The sequence below is a fragment of the Variovorax boronicumulans NBRC 103145 genome, assembly GCF_001591345.1.
GTDB classification, from domain to species: Bacteria; Pseudomonadota; Gammaproteobacteria; order Burkholderiales; family Burkholderiaceae_C; genus Variovorax; species Variovorax boronicumulans.
Window position 1 is genome coordinate 21,404 of sequence record NZ_BCUS01000055.1, and the last position, 18,125, is coordinate 39,528.

The following is an 18,125-nucleotide window of genomic DNA, read 5'->3' on the forward strand; positions in this document are numbered from 1 at the left end:
CCTACTGCGATTGGCTTTGCGACTGCGTGGCCGCCTTCGGCTTGGCCGTGCGGTCCGCTTCGAGAATCCAGGTGTCCTTGGTGCCGCCGCCTTGCGACGAGTTGACCACCAGCGACCCTTCTTTCAGTGCCACGCGCGTGAGGCCGCCGGGCACCATCTGCACTTCGCTGCCCGAGAGCACGAAGGGGCGCAGGTCGATGTGGCGCGGCGCGATGCCGGCGTCGACGAAGGTCGGCGAGGTCGACAGGCTCAGCGTGGGCTGGGCGATGTAGCCGTCGGGCTTGGCGATGACGGCCTTCTTGAAGTCTTCGATCTCCGCCTGCGTGGCAGCAGGGCCGATGAGCATGCCGTAGCCGCCGGCGCCGTGCACCTCCTTGACGACCAGGTCCTTCATGTTGTCGAGCGTGTACTGCAGCTCGTCCTTGTTCCGGCACATGTAGGTGGGCACGTTCTTCAGGATCGGCTTCTCGCCGAGGTAGAACTCGACCATCTTCGGCACGTAGGGGTAGATCGACTTGTCGTCGGCCACGCCGGTGCCCACGGCATTGCAGATGACGACGTTGCCCTGGCGGTAGGCGCGCATGAGGCCCGCGCAGCCGAGGGTGGAGGTCGGGCGGAACACCTCGGGGTCGAGGAAGTCGTCGTCGACGCGGCGGTAGATCACGTCGACCCGCACCGGGCCGCGCGTGGTGCGCATGTAGACGAAGTCGTCCTTGACGAACAGGTCTTGCCCCTCGACCAGCTCCACGCCCATCTGCTGGGCCAGGAAGGCGTGCTCGAAGTAGGCGCTGTTGTACATGCCGGGCGTGAGCACCACCACCGTGGGCTCGGCCGTGGCCGGCGGCGCGCTGGCGCGCAGGGTTTCGAGCAGCAGGTCGGGGTAGTGGGCGACCGGCGCGATGCGGTTCTGGTTGAAGAGCTCCGGGAACAGCCGCATCATCATCTTGCGGTTCTCGAGCATGTAGCTCACGCCGCTGGGCACGCGCAGGTTGTCTTCGAGCACGTAGTACTCGCCGTTGCCCTGGGCATCGGGGGCGCGCACGATGTCGATGCCCGAGATGTTCGAGTAGACGTTGTGCGGCACGTTCACGCCCATCATCTCGGGGCGGAACTGGGCGTTGTTCAGGATCTGCTCGGCCGGGATGATGCCGGCCTTGATGATTTCCTGGTCGTGGTACACGTCGTACAGGAAGCGGTTGAGCGCCGTGACACGCTGCACCAGCCCCTTTTCCATGCTCTCCCACTCGTGGGAGGGAATGATCCGGGGCAGCAGGTCGAACGGGATCAGCCGCTCGGTGCCGGAGCCGTCCTCGTCCTTGGCGCCGTACACCGCGAAGGTGATGCCGACCCGGCGGAAAATCATTTCCGCCTCTTCACGCCGCGATCGCATCACCTCACCGGGTTGCTTCGCAAGCCATTGGTCGTAGCGCTTGTAGTGCTGTCGGATTGCAGCGCCCGCATAGGGGAGCTGCTCATACATCTCGTCGAATTTGTGCATGGAACGACCAATCTCCTTGAGCCATAGCTTAGCAAGTTCGAGGCCAGTAGAAGCCCTAGGTTTGGGCCCGATGCGAGGGCATTTCGCGTTTCGGACCTTCATGGCATGCGGTGACGCCAGTAGCGCAGGTCGTGCGCGCGTTCACACTTCAGCTCGGCGGGCAGCTGGCTTGCCCAGTGGGCGGCGCCGCAGCGCGGGCTGTCGACCACCTGAACGCCGCGTTCGACGTAGCGCGCCACCACCTCGGGCGCGGGGTGGCCGAAGCGGCTGCGGTAGCCGGCCTGCACGAGCGCGATGCGCGGGCGCACGGCGTCCAGGAAAACCTCGCTCGACGAGGTCTTGCTGCCATGGTGCGGCACCAGCAGCACGTCGGCCGCAAGCCCAGGCGTTCGCGACACCAGCGCGGCCTCCTGCAGGCGCTCGATGTCGCCGGCCAGCAGCACCGTGGCGCGGCCGTTGCCGATGCGCAGCACGCACGACACGGCGTTGGGCCGCGTGAAGCCGAGGTAGTCGCTGTCATAGGGAAACAGCACCTCGAAGTCGACGCCGTCCCAGGTCCAGCGCTGCCCGGCCTCGCAGCGGCGCGCGGGGCGCAGCGCCTGCAGCGGGTGCCCGGCCTCGATGGAGCTCAGCAGTGCCGCCTGCGGCTGCATGGCGAGCACGGCGGGTGCGCCGCCGGTGTGGTCGATGTCGCGGTGGCTCAGCAACAGCAGGTCGAGCCGTTCGCCGCGTGCGCGCAGCAGCGGCACGAGCACGCGGTGGCCCGCGTCGCTGTCGAGCCCGTAGCGCGGGCCGGCGTCGTACAGCAGGCTGTGCGTGGCGGTGCGCACGAGCACCGCGTTGCCCTGCCCGATGTCGGCGGCGAGCAGGTCGAACTCACCCACCGCAGGTCGCGCCGGCTGCCACAGCAGCACCGGCAACAGCAGCGGCAGGCCAAGCGCGCGCACCGACCACGGCAGGCGCATCGCCAGCAGCACGCCGCCCGCCACGCCGCTTGCGGCCAGCCACGGCGGCGGCGCGGCCATCGACAGCGTGGCGAACGGCAGGCCGGCGAGCGCCTGCAGCAGCAGCGCGAACAGCTTCACCGCCCCGGCGGCCACGTCCCACAGCGGCGGCACCGCCACGCCGAGCATCGCCAGCGGCGTGATCACCAGCGTCACCCACGGGATCGCAAGCGCATTGGCCACCAGCCCGACCGCCGACACCTGCTGGAACAGCAGCAGGCTCAGCGGCGTGAGCGCCAGCGTGATCGTCCATTGCTCGCGAAAGAAGCGGCCCAGGCGCGTGAGCGCCCCCACCCGCCCCTCGCCCGGCACCGCCGTGGCGGAGGCGAACAGCACCGCCACCGCCACGAAGCTGAGCCAGAAGCCGGCCTGCAGCAGCGCCCACGGGTCGGCGGCCACCACGACCGCCGCCGTCAGCAGCCAGACGTGCGGCCATGGCCAGCGCCGACCGGTCAGGCGCAGCAGCGCCACGGCCGCGAGCATCCAGACCGTGCGCTGCGAGGGCACGCCCCAGCCGCTGAAGAGCGCATAGAGCGCGGCCAGCAGCACGCCGCCGGCGAGCGCGGCCTGTTGCGCGGGCAGCCGCAGCATGAGCCGGCTGCTGCGCCGCCAGAGCGCGCCCACGACATGCGCCGCGAACCACGCGAACAAAGTGATGTGCAGGCCCGAGATCGACATCAGGTGGGCGACGCCGGTGGCACGGAACACGTCCCAGTCGGCACGGTCGATGGCGCCCTGGTCGCCGGTGACGAGCGCGGCGATCACGCCGGCCTGACGCCGATCGTCCACGCGGGCGAAGACGGCATCGCGCACGGCTTCGCGCGCCCGCTCGATCGGGTGCCGCCATGTGGTGCCCAGCAGGCGCGGCGCGGGGTCGCGCGCCCCGGCCCGCACATGGCCTTGGGCATGCACGCCCTGCTCCCACGCCCACAGTTCGCTGTCGAAGCCATGCGGATTGAGGTTGCCGTGCGGCGCGCGCAGGCGCACGGTCAGTTGCCAGCGCTGGCCGGCATGCACCTCGCCCACGGTGCGTGCGACGGACGCACGCCGCTCGGCGGGTTGCTCCCACATCCCGCCGTAGTCGCCGTACCAGGCGAGTGCGATGCGTGGCGGCACCGTCGGCGGTGCCTGATCGCGCGAGGCCTCGGCCCACTGCGCCGTCTCCACATCGAAACGGAAGCGCGTTCCGATCTCGCCGGGCTGCGGCATCTGCGAGACCACGCCCGTGAGCCGCAGGTCGCGTCCTTCGAGCTGCGGCTCCAGCGCCCCTTGCGCGTAGGCCGTGGCGCGCCATCCGGCGAGCCCCGCGCCGGCCATCGCGCCGCAGGCCAGCGACAGCACGAGCACCGCCCACCGACGCCCACGCCACCGCCACAGCAGCCATCCGCCACCGAGCCCCGCCAGCAGCAACGCGACGTAGACACCCGCCGCCCACAGCAGCGGCTGGCGCAGCTGCACCGCCGCGCCGAGCAGCGTGCCGCCCAGCGCAACGAAGGCCCCCGACCCACCCGCGACAGCCTCGGACGCACGCCGCGACTGCCCTCCCGACACCCCGGAATCCATGATGCAAACCCTCCCCCAACCCACGCTCGATGGCGCGTTAATTGCTTGGCAACTGGGCTAGTATGCGTCTCACCAGAGACATCTTTTCGATGCAACCTCGCTGCACTGCACGCCCCTACGCATGTCCATCCACGCCGCACTCCACCACGTCACCCACTACACATACGACCGCCTGGTGCAGTTGGGCCCGCAAGTCGTGCGACTGCGCCCCGCGCCCCATTGCCGCAGCAATGTGATCTCGTACTCGCTGCGGGTCGAACCGGCCGAGCACTTCGTCAACTGGATGCAGGACCCGTTCGCCAACTACCAGGCGCGGCTCGTGTTTCCCGAGAAGACGCGCGAGTTCAAGGTCACGGTCGACCTCGTGGTCGAGATGGCGGTCTACAACCCCTTCGACTTCTTCCTGGAGCCGCAGGCCGAGAACTTCCCCTTCAAGTACACGGCCTCGCAGGCCGAAGAGCTGGCGCCCTACCTCGTCACCGAGAAGCCCACGCCGCTGCTGCAGGCCTACCTCGACAAGATCGAGCGCAAGGAACAGCGCACCATCGACTTCCTGGTCGGCATCAACCAGCAGGTGCAGAAGGACGTCAGCTACCTCATCCGCATGGAGCCCGGCGTGCAGACGCCGGAAGAAACGCTGAGCAACGGCAGCGGCTCCTGCCGCGACTCGGGCTGGCTGCTGGTGCAGCTGCTGCGCCACTGCGGCCTGGCCGCGCGCTTCGTGTCGGGCTACCTGATCCAGCTCACGCCCGACGTGAAGGCCCTCGACGGCCCCAGCGGCACCACGGTCGACTTCACCGACCTGCACGCCTGGTGCGAGGTGTTCCTGCCGGGCGCCGGCTGGATCGGCCTCGATGCCACCTCGGGCCTGCTGGCCGGCGAAGGCCACATTCCACTCGCCTGCACGCCCACGCCGTCGAGCGCCGCGCCCATCGAAGGCGGCGTCGACGAGTCCGAGGTCGAGTTCAGCCACGAGATGAAGGTCACGCGCATCTACGAATCGCCGCGCGTCACCAAGCCCTACACCGAAGAACAATGGGCCGAGGTGCTCGCGCTCGGCGACGCGGTCGATGCGCGCCTCGTGGCCGGCGACGTGCGCCTGACCATGGGCGGCGAGCCCACCTACGTGGCCACCAGCGACCGCGACGCGCCCGAATGGAACACCGACGCGCTCGGCCCCACCAAGCGCGGCTACGCCACCGAGCTCGTGCACAAGCTGCGCGCCGAGTACGGCCAGGGCGGCTTCCTGCATTTCGGCCAGGGCAAGTGGTACCCGGGCGAGCAGCTGCCGCGCTGGGCGCTGTCGATCTTCTGGCGCGCCGACGGCCAGACGCTGTGGCACGACCCCGAGCTGTTCGCCGACGAGCGCTTTCCCACGCACTACACGAGCGAGGACGCGCGCCGCTTCACCACCGTGCTGGCGCACAAGCTGGGCCTCACCGAGCGCTACATCCAGGCCGGCTACGAGGACACCTACTACTACCTCTGGCGCGAACGCCGCCTGCCGGTGAACGTCGACCCCTTCGACTCCAAGCTGGACGACGAACTCGAACGCGTGCGCCTGCGCCGCGTGTTCACGCAGAAGCTCGACGCGGTGATCGGCTACATGCTGCCCATCGAGCCCGGCAACGCCAACAGCGACACGCCCGCGCTCGCCGGCCCCGGCTGGAAGACCGGCCCCTGGTTCCTGCGCGACGACCGCCTGTTCCTGATCCCGGGCGATTCGCCCATGGGCTACCGCCTGCCGCTCGACTCGCAGCCGTGGGCCAGCAAGGGCGACTACCCCTACCTCATCGAGCGCGACCCGACCGCGCCGCGCGCCGCATTGCCCAGCGCGTCCGACTACCGCGCACGCTATGCCACCGCCACCCCGGTGGCCGGCGCCGACCTGGGCGAGGTGCCCTACACCTTCGGCACGCCGCCCGTGGTGGCCGCGTCGCTGCGCATGCAAAGCCCCGGCGATGCGGCGAAGGGCGATGCAGCAGCTGCTGCGGATGCCGCCACACCCGCCACGCGCCAGCCGCTGCGCGGCGAATCGGCCCACTGGGTCACGCGCACCGCGCTGTGCGTCGAGGTGCGCGACCCGCGCCGCGCCAACGGCCCCGCGGCCGAGAAGAAAGGCAGCGCCTCGGGTGTGCTCTACGTCTTCATGCCGCCACTGGCGCGCCTGGAGGACTACCTCGACCTCGTCGCCGCCGTCGAAGCCACCGCGCAACAACTGGGCGTGCGCATCGTGATGGAAGGCTATCCGCCGCCGCGCGATCCGCGCCTGAAGATGCTGGCCGTGACACCCGACCCGGGCGTGATCGAAGTCAACATCCACCCGGCCCACAACTGGAAGGAACTCGTCGACCACACCGAGTTCCTCTACAACGCCGCGTTCGAGACGCGCCTGTCGGCCGAGAAGTTCATGACCGACGGCCGCCACACCGGCACCGGCGGCGGCAACCACTTCGTGATGGGCGGCGCCACGCCGGCCGACAGCCCGTTCCTGCGCCGGCCCGAACTGCTGGCCAGCCTGCTGCTGTACTGGCACAACCACCCGTCGCTGAGCTACCTGTTCTCGGGCATGTTCATCGGCCCGACCAGCCAGGCGCCGCGCGTGGACGAAGCGCGCAACGACCAGGTCTACGAGCTGGAAATCGCGTTGAAGGAGATCGCCAAGAACCGCGAGATCTACGGACAGAACATGCCTGCGTGGCTGGTCGACCGCACGCTGCGCAACATCCTGATCGACGTGTCGGGCAACACGCACCGCAGCGAGTTCTGCATCGACAAGCTCTACTCGCCCGACTCCAGCACCGGCCGCCTCGGCCTCCTGGAACTGCGCGCCTTCGAGATGCCGCCGCATGCGCGCATGAGCATCGCGCAGCAGCTGCTGATCCGCGCGCTGGTCGCCCGCTTCTGGGACGCGCCCTACCAGGCGCCCGTGACCCGCTGGGGCACCGAGCTGCACGACCGCTTCCTGCTGCCGACCTTCGTCAAGATGGACTTCGACGACGTCATCAGCGAGATGCGCCAGGCCGGCTTTGCCTTCGATGCCGACTGGTTCGCGCCGCACTTCGAGTTCCGCTTCCCGCTCGTGGGCCAGATGCAGTCGATGGGCGTGGAGCTGTCGCTGCGCAACGCGCTGGAGCCCTGGCATGTGATGGGCGAGGAAGGCTCGGCCGGCGGTACGGTGCGCTATGTCGACTCGTCGCTGGAGCGCATCGAGGTGCGCGTGACCGGCCTGAACGAAAGCCGCCACGTCGTCACCGTCAACGGCAAGGTGCTGCCGCTGCAGCCCACGGGCGTCACCGGCGAGTTCGTGGCCGGCGTGCGCTACAAGGCCTGGAACCCGCCCTCGGCGCTGCACCCGAGCATCCCGGCCCACGCACCGCTGACCTTCGACCTCGTCGACACCTGGATGAAGCGCTCGCTGGGCGGCTGCCAGTACTTCGTCGCCCACCCGGGCGGTCGCAACTACGACACCTTCCCCGTCAACGCCTACGAGGCCGAGAGCCGCCGCCATTCGCGCTTCACGCGCACCGGCCACACGCCGGGCCTGCTGCGCACGCCGCCGGCCACCATCGAGCTGCCGGGCAGCCGGGAGTTTCCGTTCACGCTGGACCTGCGGCGCTGAGGGACGAGGTGGGCTCTGTTCGCGCGGGGCGCTTATTGCTTGCCGCGCGCCTTCGGAGCCTTCTTCTCATCGGGCGTCACAAAGCCGATGGGCCGCTTGGGCGGATCGGGTGGCGTCGTCAGCGCCTTGATGGCATCGAAGACCTGGCGCAACTGGTTGCGCGTGTTGCTGCTGAACGATTCCTGCCGCATGTCGATCAGCTCGGTCTTTTCTTCCAGCTCGCTCAAGCGCCTGGCCAGGTCCTGGTGCGTCGTGACCAGCGCCCGTACCCGCACGAAGGTGCGCATGATCTCGATGTTGACCGCAATGGCGCGCGGGCTGCCGAGCACCGAGGACAGCATCGCCACGCCCTGCTCGGTGAACACGTAGGGTGCCGTGCGTCGGCCGCCGCGGCCGGTGTTTGAGGTCACAGTTTGTGACCTCAAAGCCGCCCACTCCTCAGGCGAAAGCTGGAACATGAAATCGGACGGGAAGCGCTCGGCATTGCGCTTGACCGCCTGCACCAGCACCTTGGTCTGCACGTCGTAGAGCACCGCCAGATCGGAATCCAGCATCACGCGCTGCTCTCGCAATGACAGGATGCGGCTCTCGATATGTGGTTGCAGCGGTGAGTTGGGGGATGCCGCGCTCATGTGAAGAGATGAATTGGTTTTTTTTGATTATGGCTACCGCTGTTCATATACGGACCTTCGACGCCTTCATTTCGCCTCGCGAGACGGTGCGCGGAGGCCCCGGTGACGGTGATGTGACAATCTCCCCCCTGTGGAACCCCTGAACGAATCCCTGTTCGACGCCCAGGCCCCGGAGCATCCGGCGGCGCTGGCGTCTTCGCTCGCGCCGGCGGCCCTGCCTGGGCATTTCGACGAATTGCGGGGACAGGCGACGCCCGCGGCGCCCTCGCGGCCGGTGTCGGGCGCAGCCCCGACTCCCGCCGCGGCCCCGCTGTTGTACGACGCCGCCGAGGAGCGCCCGGCTCCGTCGCAATCGCAATCGCAATCGCAATCGCAATCCCAGTCACAGTCACAGTCACAGTCCTCCTCGCAATCACAGGCACAGGAACCTTCACCCTCCAGCGAGCAGCCCCCGCTCACCCCCGCCTGGCACGCCTTCTTCGAACAGCTCGGCCCTGGCGGCTTCAACGACCTGCCCCGCCGCGCGGTCAGCCTCGAGCGGCAGATCCGTGACAACGGCGTCACCTACAACGTGTACGCCGACGCCAACGGCCCGCAGCGGCCGTGGTCGCTCGACCTGTTCCCGCTGATCGTCTCGCCCGAGAGCTGGGCCCAGATCGAGGCCGGCGTGCAGCAGCGCGTGCGCGTGCTCGACCGCGTGATGGCCGACGCCTACGGCCCGCAACAGCTGCTGGCCGAAGGCCTGCTGCCGCCGGCGCTGGTGCGCGGCCACCCCGGCTACCTGCGCGCGCTGCACGGCGTGAAGCCGGCAGGCGACACCTGGCTGCACATCGCCGCCTTCGACCTCGCACGCGGCCCCGACGGCAACTGGTGGGTGGTCTCGCAGCGCACGCAGGCGCCTTCGGGTTTGGGCTACCTGCTGGAGAACCGCCTCGCGATCACGCGGCAGTTTCCGCAGGCCTTCGAGGCGCTGCAGGTGCAGCGGCTGGCCGCCACCTACAGCGCCATGATGGAAGGCCTGCAGCGCATGTGCCCCTCGGGCTCGCCGCCGCACATCGCGCTGCTCACGCCGGGCCCGTACAACGAGACCTACTTCGAGCACGCCTACCTGGCGCGGTATCTGGGCCTGACGCTGGTCGAGGGCAGCGACCTCACGGTGCGCGACCAGCGCCTGTACCTCAAGACGCTGCAGGGCCTGCGCCCGGTGCACGGCCTCATCAAGCGGCTCGACGACCAGTTCCTCGATCCGCTGGAGCTGCGCCCCGACTCCACGCTTGGCGTGCCCGGCCTGCTGCAGGCGATCCGCGCGGGCAACCTGCTGGTGGCCAACATGCCGGGCTCGGCCTTCCTCGAATCGCCGGCGCTGCTGGGCTTCCTGCCCGGGCTGGCGCTGCGGCTCATCGGCGAGAAGCTCAAGCTGCCGGCGCTGCCGACCTGGTGGTGCGGCGAACGCGCCTCGCTCGAGGCCGTGCTGCCGCAGCTGGGCGAGAGCGCCATCAAGCCGACCTACCCCGGCTTCCAGGGGCGCTCCAGTTTCGACGCCGTGTTCGGCAGCCAGCTCAGCCGCCGTGAAATCGACGAATGGGCCGGCCGCATCGTGCGCGAGGGCGACGTCCACACGGTGCAGGGCTACCTGCCGCTGTCGCAGATGCCGACCTGGGCCAGCGACCTCGGCCCCGGCCACATCGCACCGCGCGCGCTGATGCTGCGCGTGTTCGCGGTGAGCGACGGCCCGCAGTCGTGGCGCGTGCTGCCCGGCGGCCTGGCGCGCCTGGCGGGCCCCGATGCGCAGATCGCCTCGATGCAGCGCGGCGGCAGCAGCGCCGACGTCTGGGTGCAGACGCACGGCGAGGTCGACCGCACCACGCTGCTGCAGCCGCACGCCACGCCGGCCTCGCTCGCGCGGCACCGCGCGCCGGTCACCAGTCGCGCGGCCGAGAACATGTTCTGGCTCGGCCGCTACACCGAGCGCGCCGAGAACGCGGTGCGCCTGGCGCGCCTCACGCTCAATCTGCTGGGCAGTGAAGACCAGTCCTCGCGTCCGCTGCTCGAATGGCTGCACCGCATGGCGGTGCGCAATGCGCTCGTGCCCGCCGAAGCGCCGAGCGCGCCGCAGTCACGCCGCGTGTTCGAACGCGCGTTGATCGCCGAGTTGGGCGACGTCGACAACGGTGGCAGCGTCGGCTACAGCCTGCGCAGCATCCGGCAGGCCGCGGCGGCCGTGCGCGAACGGCTGTCGCAGGACAACTGGAACCAGATCGTGCGCGCCGAAAGCGACTTTTTGCGGCGCGCGGCCGAGCAGGCCGGCGAAGGCAGCTTTGCCGCCAGCGCCGCCCTGCGCGCACTCGAATCCGCCAGCACCGCGCTGGCCGCCATGACCGGCGCGCAGACCGACCGCATGACGCGCGACGACGCCTGGCGGCTGCTGTCGATCGGCCGCCACATCGAGCGGCTGGGCTTTCTCTCGAGCGCGCTCGAGGCCGGCTTCGCCAACGGCGCCGTGCACGAGGTGAGCGGCTTCGAGGCGATGGTGGCGCTGTTCGACAGCACCATCACCTTCCATGCCCGCTACCAGCAGCGCCGCGACGTCGCCACGCTGGTCGACCTGCTGGTGCTCGACGCCGAGAACCCGCGTTCGCTGGCCTGGGTCACGCAGACGCTGCGCGGGCGCATCGCGCGGCTCGCGGGCAGCGCGCCGGGCAAGCTCACGGCCCTGTCGTACGAGCTGCCCGACCCGGCCACCTGGACGCTCGAACACCTGTGCGCGGCCGGCCCCGGCGCCGACTACCCCGCGCTGGTCGAACTGCTCGCCACCTGCGAGACGGCGGCGTACCACGTGTCGGACGCCATCGGCACGCGCTACTTCACGCTCACCTCGGAATCGCTGCGCTCAGTGGGCGCCTGATTCCACAGATACACACAACGATATTTCGAAGGAGGCATTTCCATGTCCGGCATCGCCCTCAACCGCCGTCTCACACTGACCGCCGCCAGCCTCCTGGTCGGCCTCGCGCTCGCCGGCTGCGGCAAGCAGGAACCCGCCGCGCCCGCGGCCGCTTCGGCACCGCCGCCCGCCGCCGCACCGCGCGTGCTGGTCGTGGGCACCGACGCGGCCTACACGCCCTTCGAATCGCAGAACGAAAAGGGCGAGGTCGTGGGCTTCGACATCGACGTGGTGAAGGCCGTCGCGCAGAAGGCCGGCATCGAGGTGAAGTTCGTCAACACGCCGTGGGAAGGCATCTTCAACACGCTCGAGCTGGGCGACCGCGACCTGCTGGTGTCGGCCATCACCATCACGCCCGAGCGCCGCCAGACGATGGACTTCTCGCAGCCCTACTTCGAGGCCCGCCAGCTCATCGCGGTGAAGAGCGACTCGACGGTCGCGAAGTTCGACGACATCAAGAAGCTCAAGGTCGGCGTGCAGAACGGCACCACCGGCGACGAGGTGGTGGGCAAGCTGCTGGGCAAGTCGAGCACCGACATCAAGCGTTTCGAATCGACGCCGCTGGCGCTCAAGGAACTCGAAGCCGGCGGCGTACAGGCCGTGGTGGCCGACAACGGCGTGGTGGCCCACTACCTGGCCAACAACCCGGGCGGCGGCTTCAAGACCGTGAGCGACGCCGGCTTCTCGACCGAGCAGTACGGCATCGCCGTGAAGAAGGGCAATGCCGAGCTGCTGGCGAAGATCGACAAGGGCCTGGCCGACATCAAGGCCGACGGCACCTACGCGAAGATCTACGCCTCGCACTTCGGCGCCGAGTCCAAGTAAACAGCGGGCCGCGCCATGCTGCTGCACGTCACCCACGAAACGCGCTACGCGTACGCGCCGGCGGTCGAGACGGCGCAGCACCTGGCGCACCTGCGCCCGCTGGCCACCGCCTCGCAGGAGCTCGTGAGCCACCAGCTCACGATCGACCCCGCGCCCGCGCAGCGCAACGAGGTGCCCGACCTGTACGGCAACACGCGCGCCTTCTTCGCGCTCGAGACCACGCACGACCACCTCATCGTCACGGCCGAGAGCGTGGTGAAAACGTCGGAGCCCGTGCTCTCTCCCGCCGTGGCGCGCGAGCTGCCCTGGGAGGCCGTGCGCGAGCGCTTCCGCTTTCGCAAGGACGCACCGTTCGACCCCGCCTCGGAGTTCGTGTTTCCCTCGCCGTACGTGCCGCGCCACGACGACTTCGTGGCCTACGCGCGCGCCAGCTTCGTGCCCGAACGTCCCACCTTCGACGTGGCAATGGACCTCACCGAGCGCATGTACCGCGACTTCGCCTACGACGCCGACAGCACCGAGATCAACACCCCCGCCGTCGAGGCCTTGGCGCAGCGCAAGGGCGTGTGCCAGGACTTCGCCCACATCCTCATCGCGTGCTTTCGCGCCATGGGCCTGCCGGCGCGCTACGTGAGCGGCTACCTGCTCACGCAGCCCCCGCCGGGCCAGCCGCGCCTGGTGGGCGCCGACGCCTCGCATGCGTGGGTGTCGGTGTATCTGCCCGGCGAGGGCGAAGGCCCCGAGAGCGTGGGTGGCTGGGCCGACTTCGACCCCACCAACGGCCGCCAGCCCGGCGAGGACTACGTCACGCTCGCCATCGGGCGCGACTACTCCGACGTCTCGCCGATGCGCGGCGTGCTGCATGGCGGCGCGCGCCACACGCTGCATGTCGGCGTGACCGTGCAACCCGTGGGGGAAGTGGTGCAGCTGCCGGCGTCGGCGGCGCAAACACAGACACAATCACCCCCGTCATCGTCATCATCATCCCCAGATCAGGAGTCTCCATGAGCGTTTACGACAAGCTTTCCAGCCTCGGCATTTCCCTGCCCCCGGTGTCCGCCCCCGCCGCTGCCTACGTGCCCTTCGTGCAGACCGGCAACCTCGTGTTCCTGTCGGGCCACATCGCCAAGAAGGACGGCAAGGTCTGGGTCGGCCAGCTCGGCGCCAACATCGGCACCGACGAGGGCAAGCAGGCCGCACGCGCCATCGCCATCGACCTGCTCGGCACGCTGCACGCGGCCGTGGGCGACCTCAACAAGGTCAAGCGCATCGTCAAGGTGATGAGCCTCGTGAACTCGGTCGGCACCTTCACCGAGCAACACCTGGTGACCAACGGCGCCAGCGAGTTCTTCGCCGAAGTGTTCGGCCCCGAAAAGGGCGCGCATGCGCGCAGCGCCTTCGGCGTGGCGCAGATCCCGATGGGCGCTTGCGTCGAGATCGAGCTGATCGCAGAGATCGGCTGATCTTTCTCTTGGGCGGCTCCGTTCTTAGTGAATGAGCCGCCCTCCATTTCCGATCATCGAGAGCGTCACCGGATGCGGACGCACACCCGGATCGTCGCCACTCGACACCGGAATCCCCTCGATCTCCCGCCGCAGCATCAGCTTCATGGCGTCCTGCATCGAGCGGCGCGGTGAAGCGGCCAGCGCCGAGCGCGCCGCCTCCACCGTCACCATCGCCACCACGTACCCTTCCAGCGAAAAGTAGCTGAACTCGTCGCGGCCCATGTGGCTGCGCATGTCCTGCTGGTAGCGCTGCACCAGCGGCGAGGTCGCCAGCCGCGGGTTGGGCATGACCTGCGAGATCACGGTGCCGCGCGCCGCCGGCCCCACGCTCTTGGCGAGCACCTCGCCGTTGACGATCGAGAGCATGTACGGCGTCGGCCGTGCCACGCCGCTCTCCGCCGCCAGCCCCGACAGCAGCTTCACCCCGCACGGCGTCACGCACAGCGCGAACAGCGCATCGGGCTTCGCCGCGCGCACGCTCGCGGCCAGCGCGGCGCCGTCCATCTGCGCCAGCGCGATGCCCTGCTGCCCCACGAGTTCGATGCCCGCGCCGCGCAGCGCGATCTCGAGCGCGGCAAACGCATCGCGCCCCAGCCCGTCGTCCTGCCAGACCGCGAACACGCGCCGCTGCCGCACCGACACCGCCTGCGCAACCAGCTGGCGCACCTCGTCGGCGTAGCTTGCGCGCAGGTGGTAGATGAGCGCGCGCTGCGCGCCGTGCAGCGCCGAGGCGCCGGTCATCGCGCCGATCAGCGGCGTGCCCGCTTCGCGCATCGTCGGGTAGGCCGCGTCGATGTGCGAGGTGCCGGCCGACAGGCCCAGCGCGTCGACCTTGTCCTGCACCACCAGTTGCCGGATGTTCTGCGTGTGGCGCTCCACCGAGTAGCCGTCGTCCAGCGCGCGCCACACCAGCTTGTGGCGCCCGAGCAGGCCCTCGCGCTGCACGCGCGCCAGGTAGGCGTCGATGCCGTCCTTCACGTTGCGCCCGGCCTCGCCGAGCGGCCCGCTCAGCGGCAGCGACTGCCCCACCACGATCTCGTCGGCGCGGCCCGGCAGGCCCAGGCACAGGAGGAGCAAAGGCGCAAGCCAACGGTAGACCATCGTGGTGTTGTCCTTGCCAGCGTCGCCGGCCGTGGGGCAGCCTGAAGCAGGCGGGCCCCGATCTTGGCGGCGCACCGCACGCGGCGGCCATCGGACATTTCCGGCCGGCGCTACGGGGAACCCTGCTGCTCGCAAACCCTCGGGGGCGGCCGTGCGGCGCGGCCCGCGACCTATCATGCAGCGCGCCACCGCCCGCCCCCATGACAGCACCCGCCCGCGAGAGCCTGCAGGACATGCCCTTCGACACCATCGTCGAACAGGCGGTGGCGGGCATCTACGTGATCCAGGACGACCGCTTCGTCTACTGCAACGCGACCTGGGCCGCCATCGTGGGCTACACCGCCGAGGAAATGACCGGCATGTCGCTGGCCGAGATCGTGCCGCCCGACTTCGTGGAAGTCGTGCGCATCCGCATCCGCATCCGGCTGGCGGGCAATCCGCCGAGCATGCACTTCATCACGCGCGGCCTGCACCGCGACGGGCGCGTGCGCTTCGTCGAAGTCCACGGCTCGCGCATCGAGCACCGGGGCCGCCCGGCCGTGATGGGCGTGGGCGTGGACGTGACCGACCGCGTGCGCAACGAGGAAGAACGCCAGCGCTCGCGCGAGCAGCTGCAGGCCCTGGCGGCCTACACCGCCAACAAGCTCGAGGAGCAGCGGCTGGCGCTGTCGCGCGACGTGCACGACGTGCTCGGCGGCATGCTGACCTCGATCAAGATGGACGCCACGCGCATCCAGCGCCGCGCCGACAACCCCGAGGTGCAGGCGCTCACGCAGGGCCTGATCGCGCTCACGCAGCAGACCATCGACACGGTCAAGCAGATCTCGGAGGCGCTGCGCCCCAGCGCGCTCGACCACCTGGACCTGTCGGTGGCGCTGGCCCACGAGCTGCAGGCCTTCACGCGCCGCTCGGGCGTGCTGCATTCGCTGGACACCGACGCGCCCGCGCTGCGGCTCGCGCCCAAGCAGGCCACCGCGGTCTACCGCATCTTCCAGGAAGGCCTGACGAACGTCCTGCGCCACGCGAAGGCGCAGCGCGTGGAGGTGCGGCTGCGCGTGGACGGCGAACGCCTGCGGCTCGCGCTGCACGACGACGGCTGCGGCTTCGACGCCGATGCCCCCGAGGGCAGCGCGCTGGGCCTTCTGAGCATGCGCGAGCGCGCACGCGAGATCGGCGGCGAGCTGCACATCCACGCGGCGCCCGGCGCGGGCACGCGGCTGGCGCTGAGCGTGCCGCTGCCGCAGCCGGAGAGCGGCCCGGCATGATCGACATCCTGATGGTCGACGACCACACGATCTTCCGCTCGGGCCTGCAGCGGCTGCTGCTCGACGAGACCGACCTGCGCACCACGGCCGAGGCCGGCAACGGCGCCGAGGCGCTCGAGCTGGTGCGCCAGCGCCGCTTCGACGTGGTGCTGCTGGACATCAACATGGAAGGCCGCAACGGCCTGGAGGTGCTGGCCTCGATCCGCGCGCTGCAGCCCGCGCTGCCGGTGCTCATGCTGTCGATGTACGCCGAGGAACAGTACGCGCTGGTCGCCATCCAGGCCGGCGCGCGCGGCTACATCGCGAAAGACGCGGAGCCCGCCGAGCTGGTGCGCGCGATCCGCTGCGTGGCGGCCGGCGGCCAGTACCTGAGCGCGCGCGCCGCCTCGCAGGTCAGCGGCCAGCTCGAAGGCCGCGACGACCGCCCCGCGCACCAGCGGCTCACGGTGCGCGAGCACCAGATCATGCTCATGATGCTCAAGGGCCTGTCGCTCACCGCCATCGGCGACGAGATGCTCATCAGCGTGAAGACCGTGAGCACGCACCGCAGCAACATCCTCGACAAGCTGGGCGTGGCCAGCACGGCGGAGCTGGTGCTCTATGCCGTGCGCCACGGGATCATCCAGTAGCTCGCTTTTTTCAGGAACTCAGCGGGTGCCGCCGCGCAGCGGGTCGACGGACTCGGGCAGCGCGTTGAAATCGATCTGCTGGAACAGGAACTCGCGTTGCTGCGGCGACAGCAGCGAGTAGCGCGGCCAGAAGAACAGGTAGTCGTCGGCCGACATGCGCGGCTGGTTGTCGAAAACCATGCGCTTGCTGCACAGCAGGCACACGAAGTTGGTCCAGTTGTTCCAGGTCGTCTGCCCGTCGAACATGCGGCTCGGTGCGCCGTAGCGGGCAAAGCTCGCCGCGTGGCCGATGAACTTGTCCGACAGCGCCTTGCGGCTGCTTGCGTTCGCGCTGCTCCAGGCAAAGCGCATGAAGTTCGGCTCGTCGGTCACGAAGTTGCCGAACAGCGCCGCCACGTCGATGCCGTGGAACGCGCCAAAGGTGTCCTTCCAGGGCTGCGGCGTGTCGTCCCAGTTGTAGTTGTAGCGGTAGATGTCGCCGTTCTGCAGGCGCAGCACGCGGATCACGTTGTCGATCACGTTGTCCAGCGCGTAGCTGATCACTTCATGCGTCTGCGTGTAGATCGGCCGGAACTCGGGCTTGATCAGCTGGTTGAAGGTCACGCTGCCGGGCGCCGCGTAGTTGGTCAGGTTCCACAGCTCCTGCTGCGAGGGCTGGCCCATGCCGAACAGGAAGGCGAAGTACGAGCCCTCGTCGTGCGTGGAGCCGATCATCAGCGGCATCTTGTTGTAGTTGCCCGCGAGCAGACCGGGCAGCCCGCTCGCGCGGATCACGGTGCCGTCGGTGAAGTGGCCGGGCACCACGGGGCTGGGCGTGAACTTCATGATCTGCGCCGCGCTCGCACCGCGCAGCAAGGCGGCGATGTCGGACTGGCTCATGGTCAGGCGCTGCGCCGCGGCCTGCAGCGTGGTCGAGGCGCGGCCGGTGTCGACCAGCAGGTTGTCGATGAGCGAATCGGCCGCCAGCGTGCCCACCACCGGCGGATAGGCGTTGGGCACGCCCGACATGCACAGCGCGCGGTGGAACTTGCCGTCGGCCAGCGGCGACTGCAGCAGGCCCCAGGTGTTGATGCAGCCGGCCGACTGGCCCGCCACCGTCACCTGCCCCGGGTTGCCGCCGAAGGCGCGCGCGTTGGCCTTCACCCAGTCGAGCGCGCGCACGAGGTCCAGCGTGGTGAAGTTGCCCGAGTCGTCCAGCGCGTTGCCGGTCTTCATGGCCGGATGGTTCAGCCAGCCCAGCATGCCCATGCGGTACTGCACGGTGACCACCACCATGTTGGCCTTCTGCGCCAGGTAGGCGCCGTCATAGGCCGGCTCGCGCGCCGAGCCCTTGGTGTTGCTGCCGCCGTGGATCCAGAAGAACACCGGCAGGTTCTCGGCGCTGGAGTTCGGTCGCCACACGTTCAGGTACAGGCAGTCTTCGGTGCCCACGGGCTGGCCGAAGGTGGCCGGGTCGGGCTCGCCGAAGGGGTTGCCGACCTGCGCGCACATGCCGGCCAGCGTGGTCGCGGCGCGCGCGCCGCTCCACGGCTGCGGC

The 18,125-nt window shown here is 69.6% G+C and carries 12 protein-coding genes; 7 read left to right on the top strand and 5 right to left on the bottom strand.

The window, feature by feature from the left end:
- Position 1 precedes the first annotated feature (1 nt).
- Complete coding sequence (locus tag VBO01S_RS17035; protein WP_062476766.1) at positions 2–1,498, bottom strand: circularly permuted type 2 ATP-grasp protein; 1,497 nt, start codon at positions 1,496–1,498, stop codon at positions 2–4.
- 98 nt (positions 1,499–1,596) lie between these two features.
- Positions 1,597–4,065 carry a DNA internalization-related competence protein ComEC/Rec2 gene (locus VBO01S_RS17040; RefSeq protein WP_082818173.1) on the bottom strand — a complete coding sequence of 823 codons (2,469 nt, stop codon included), beginning with the start codon at positions 4,063–4,065 and terminating at the stop codon, positions 1,597–1,599.
- Between the two features lie 121 nt (positions 4,066–4,186).
- Between VBO01S_RS17040 and VBO01S_RS17045 the strand changes: the two genes are divergently transcribed.
- The gene (locus VBO01S_RS17045; protein WP_062476769.1) at positions 4,187–7,687 is read left to right on the top strand and encodes a transglutaminase family protein; all 3,501 of its coding nucleotides are present in this window, start codon (positions 4,187–4,189) and stop codon (positions 7,685–7,687) included.
- A 32-nt stretch (positions 7,688–7,719) separates the two neighbouring features.
- Here VBO01S_RS17045 and VBO01S_RS17050 read toward each other — a convergent pair whose 3' ends face one another.
- Positions 7,720–8,319, bottom strand: coding sequence for an ORF6N domain-containing protein (locus tag VBO01S_RS17050; protein WP_062476773.1), 600 nt, complete (start codon positions 8,317–8,319; stop codon positions 7,720–7,722).
- A 130-nt stretch (positions 8,320–8,449) separates the two neighbouring features.
- Between VBO01S_RS17050 and VBO01S_RS17055 the strand changes: the two genes are divergently transcribed.
- Genes VBO01S_RS17055 through VBO01S_RS17070 form a run of 4 tightly spaced genes read left to right on the top strand, consistent with a single transcriptional unit; the run spans position 8,450 to position 13,551 of the window.
- The gene (locus tag VBO01S_RS17055; protein ID WP_062476775.1) at positions 8,450–11,224 is read left to right on the top strand and encodes a circularly permuted type 2 ATP-grasp protein; all 2,775 of its coding nucleotides are present in this window, start codon (positions 8,450–8,452) and stop codon (positions 11,222–11,224) included.
- Between the two features lie 42 nt (positions 11,225–11,266).
- Positions 11,267–12,088 carry a basic amino acid ABC transporter substrate-binding protein gene (locus VBO01S_RS17060; RefSeq protein ID WP_062476778.1) on the top strand — a complete coding sequence of 274 codons (822 nt, stop codon included), beginning with the start codon at positions 11,267–11,269 and terminating at the stop codon, positions 12,086–12,088.
- A 15-nt stretch (positions 12,089–12,103) separates the two neighbouring features.
- Positions 12,104–13,096 carry a transglutaminase family protein gene (locus tag VBO01S_RS17065; protein WP_062476782.1) on the top strand — a complete coding sequence of 331 codons (993 nt, stop codon included), beginning with the start codon at positions 12,104–12,106 and terminating at the stop codon, positions 13,094–13,096.
- Complete coding sequence (locus VBO01S_RS17070; RefSeq protein ID WP_062476784.1) at positions 13,093–13,551, top strand: RidA family protein; 459 nt, start codon at positions 13,093–13,095, stop codon at positions 13,549–13,551. The genes VBO01S_RS17065 and VBO01S_RS17070 overlap by 4 nt, the downstream gene beginning before the upstream one ends.
- Before the next feature lie 24 nt (positions 13,552–13,575).
- On the opposite strand, the gene VBO01S_RS17075 is transcribed toward VBO01S_RS17070, so the two are convergent.
- Positions 13,576–14,694, bottom strand: coding sequence for an ABC transporter substrate-binding protein (locus VBO01S_RS17075; RefSeq protein WP_062476786.1), 1,119 nt, complete (start codon positions 14,692–14,694; stop codon positions 13,576–13,578).
- Positions 14,695–14,894: 200 nt separating this feature from the next.
- On the opposite strand from VBO01S_RS17075, the gene VBO01S_RS17080 reads away from it, so the two are divergent.
- The gene (locus tag VBO01S_RS17080; protein WP_082818175.1) at positions 14,895–15,959 is read left to right on the top strand and encodes a sensor histidine kinase; all 1,065 of its coding nucleotides are present in this window, start codon (positions 14,895–14,897) and stop codon (positions 15,957–15,959) included.
- Positions 15,956–16,588 carry a response regulator gene (locus VBO01S_RS17085; RefSeq protein WP_062476788.1) on the top strand — a complete coding sequence of 211 codons (633 nt, stop codon included), beginning with the start codon at positions 15,956–15,958 and terminating at the stop codon, positions 16,586–16,588. Before VBO01S_RS17080 ends, VBO01S_RS17085 begins: the two co-directional genes overlap by 4 nt.
- Before the next feature lie 18 nt (positions 16,589–16,606).
- Here VBO01S_RS17085 and VBO01S_RS17090 read toward each other — a convergent pair.
- Positions 16,607–18,125 (bottom strand): carboxylesterase family protein (locus VBO01S_RS17090; RefSeq protein ID WP_062476790.1); only part of this gene is annotated, 1,519 nt, incomplete at its 5' end.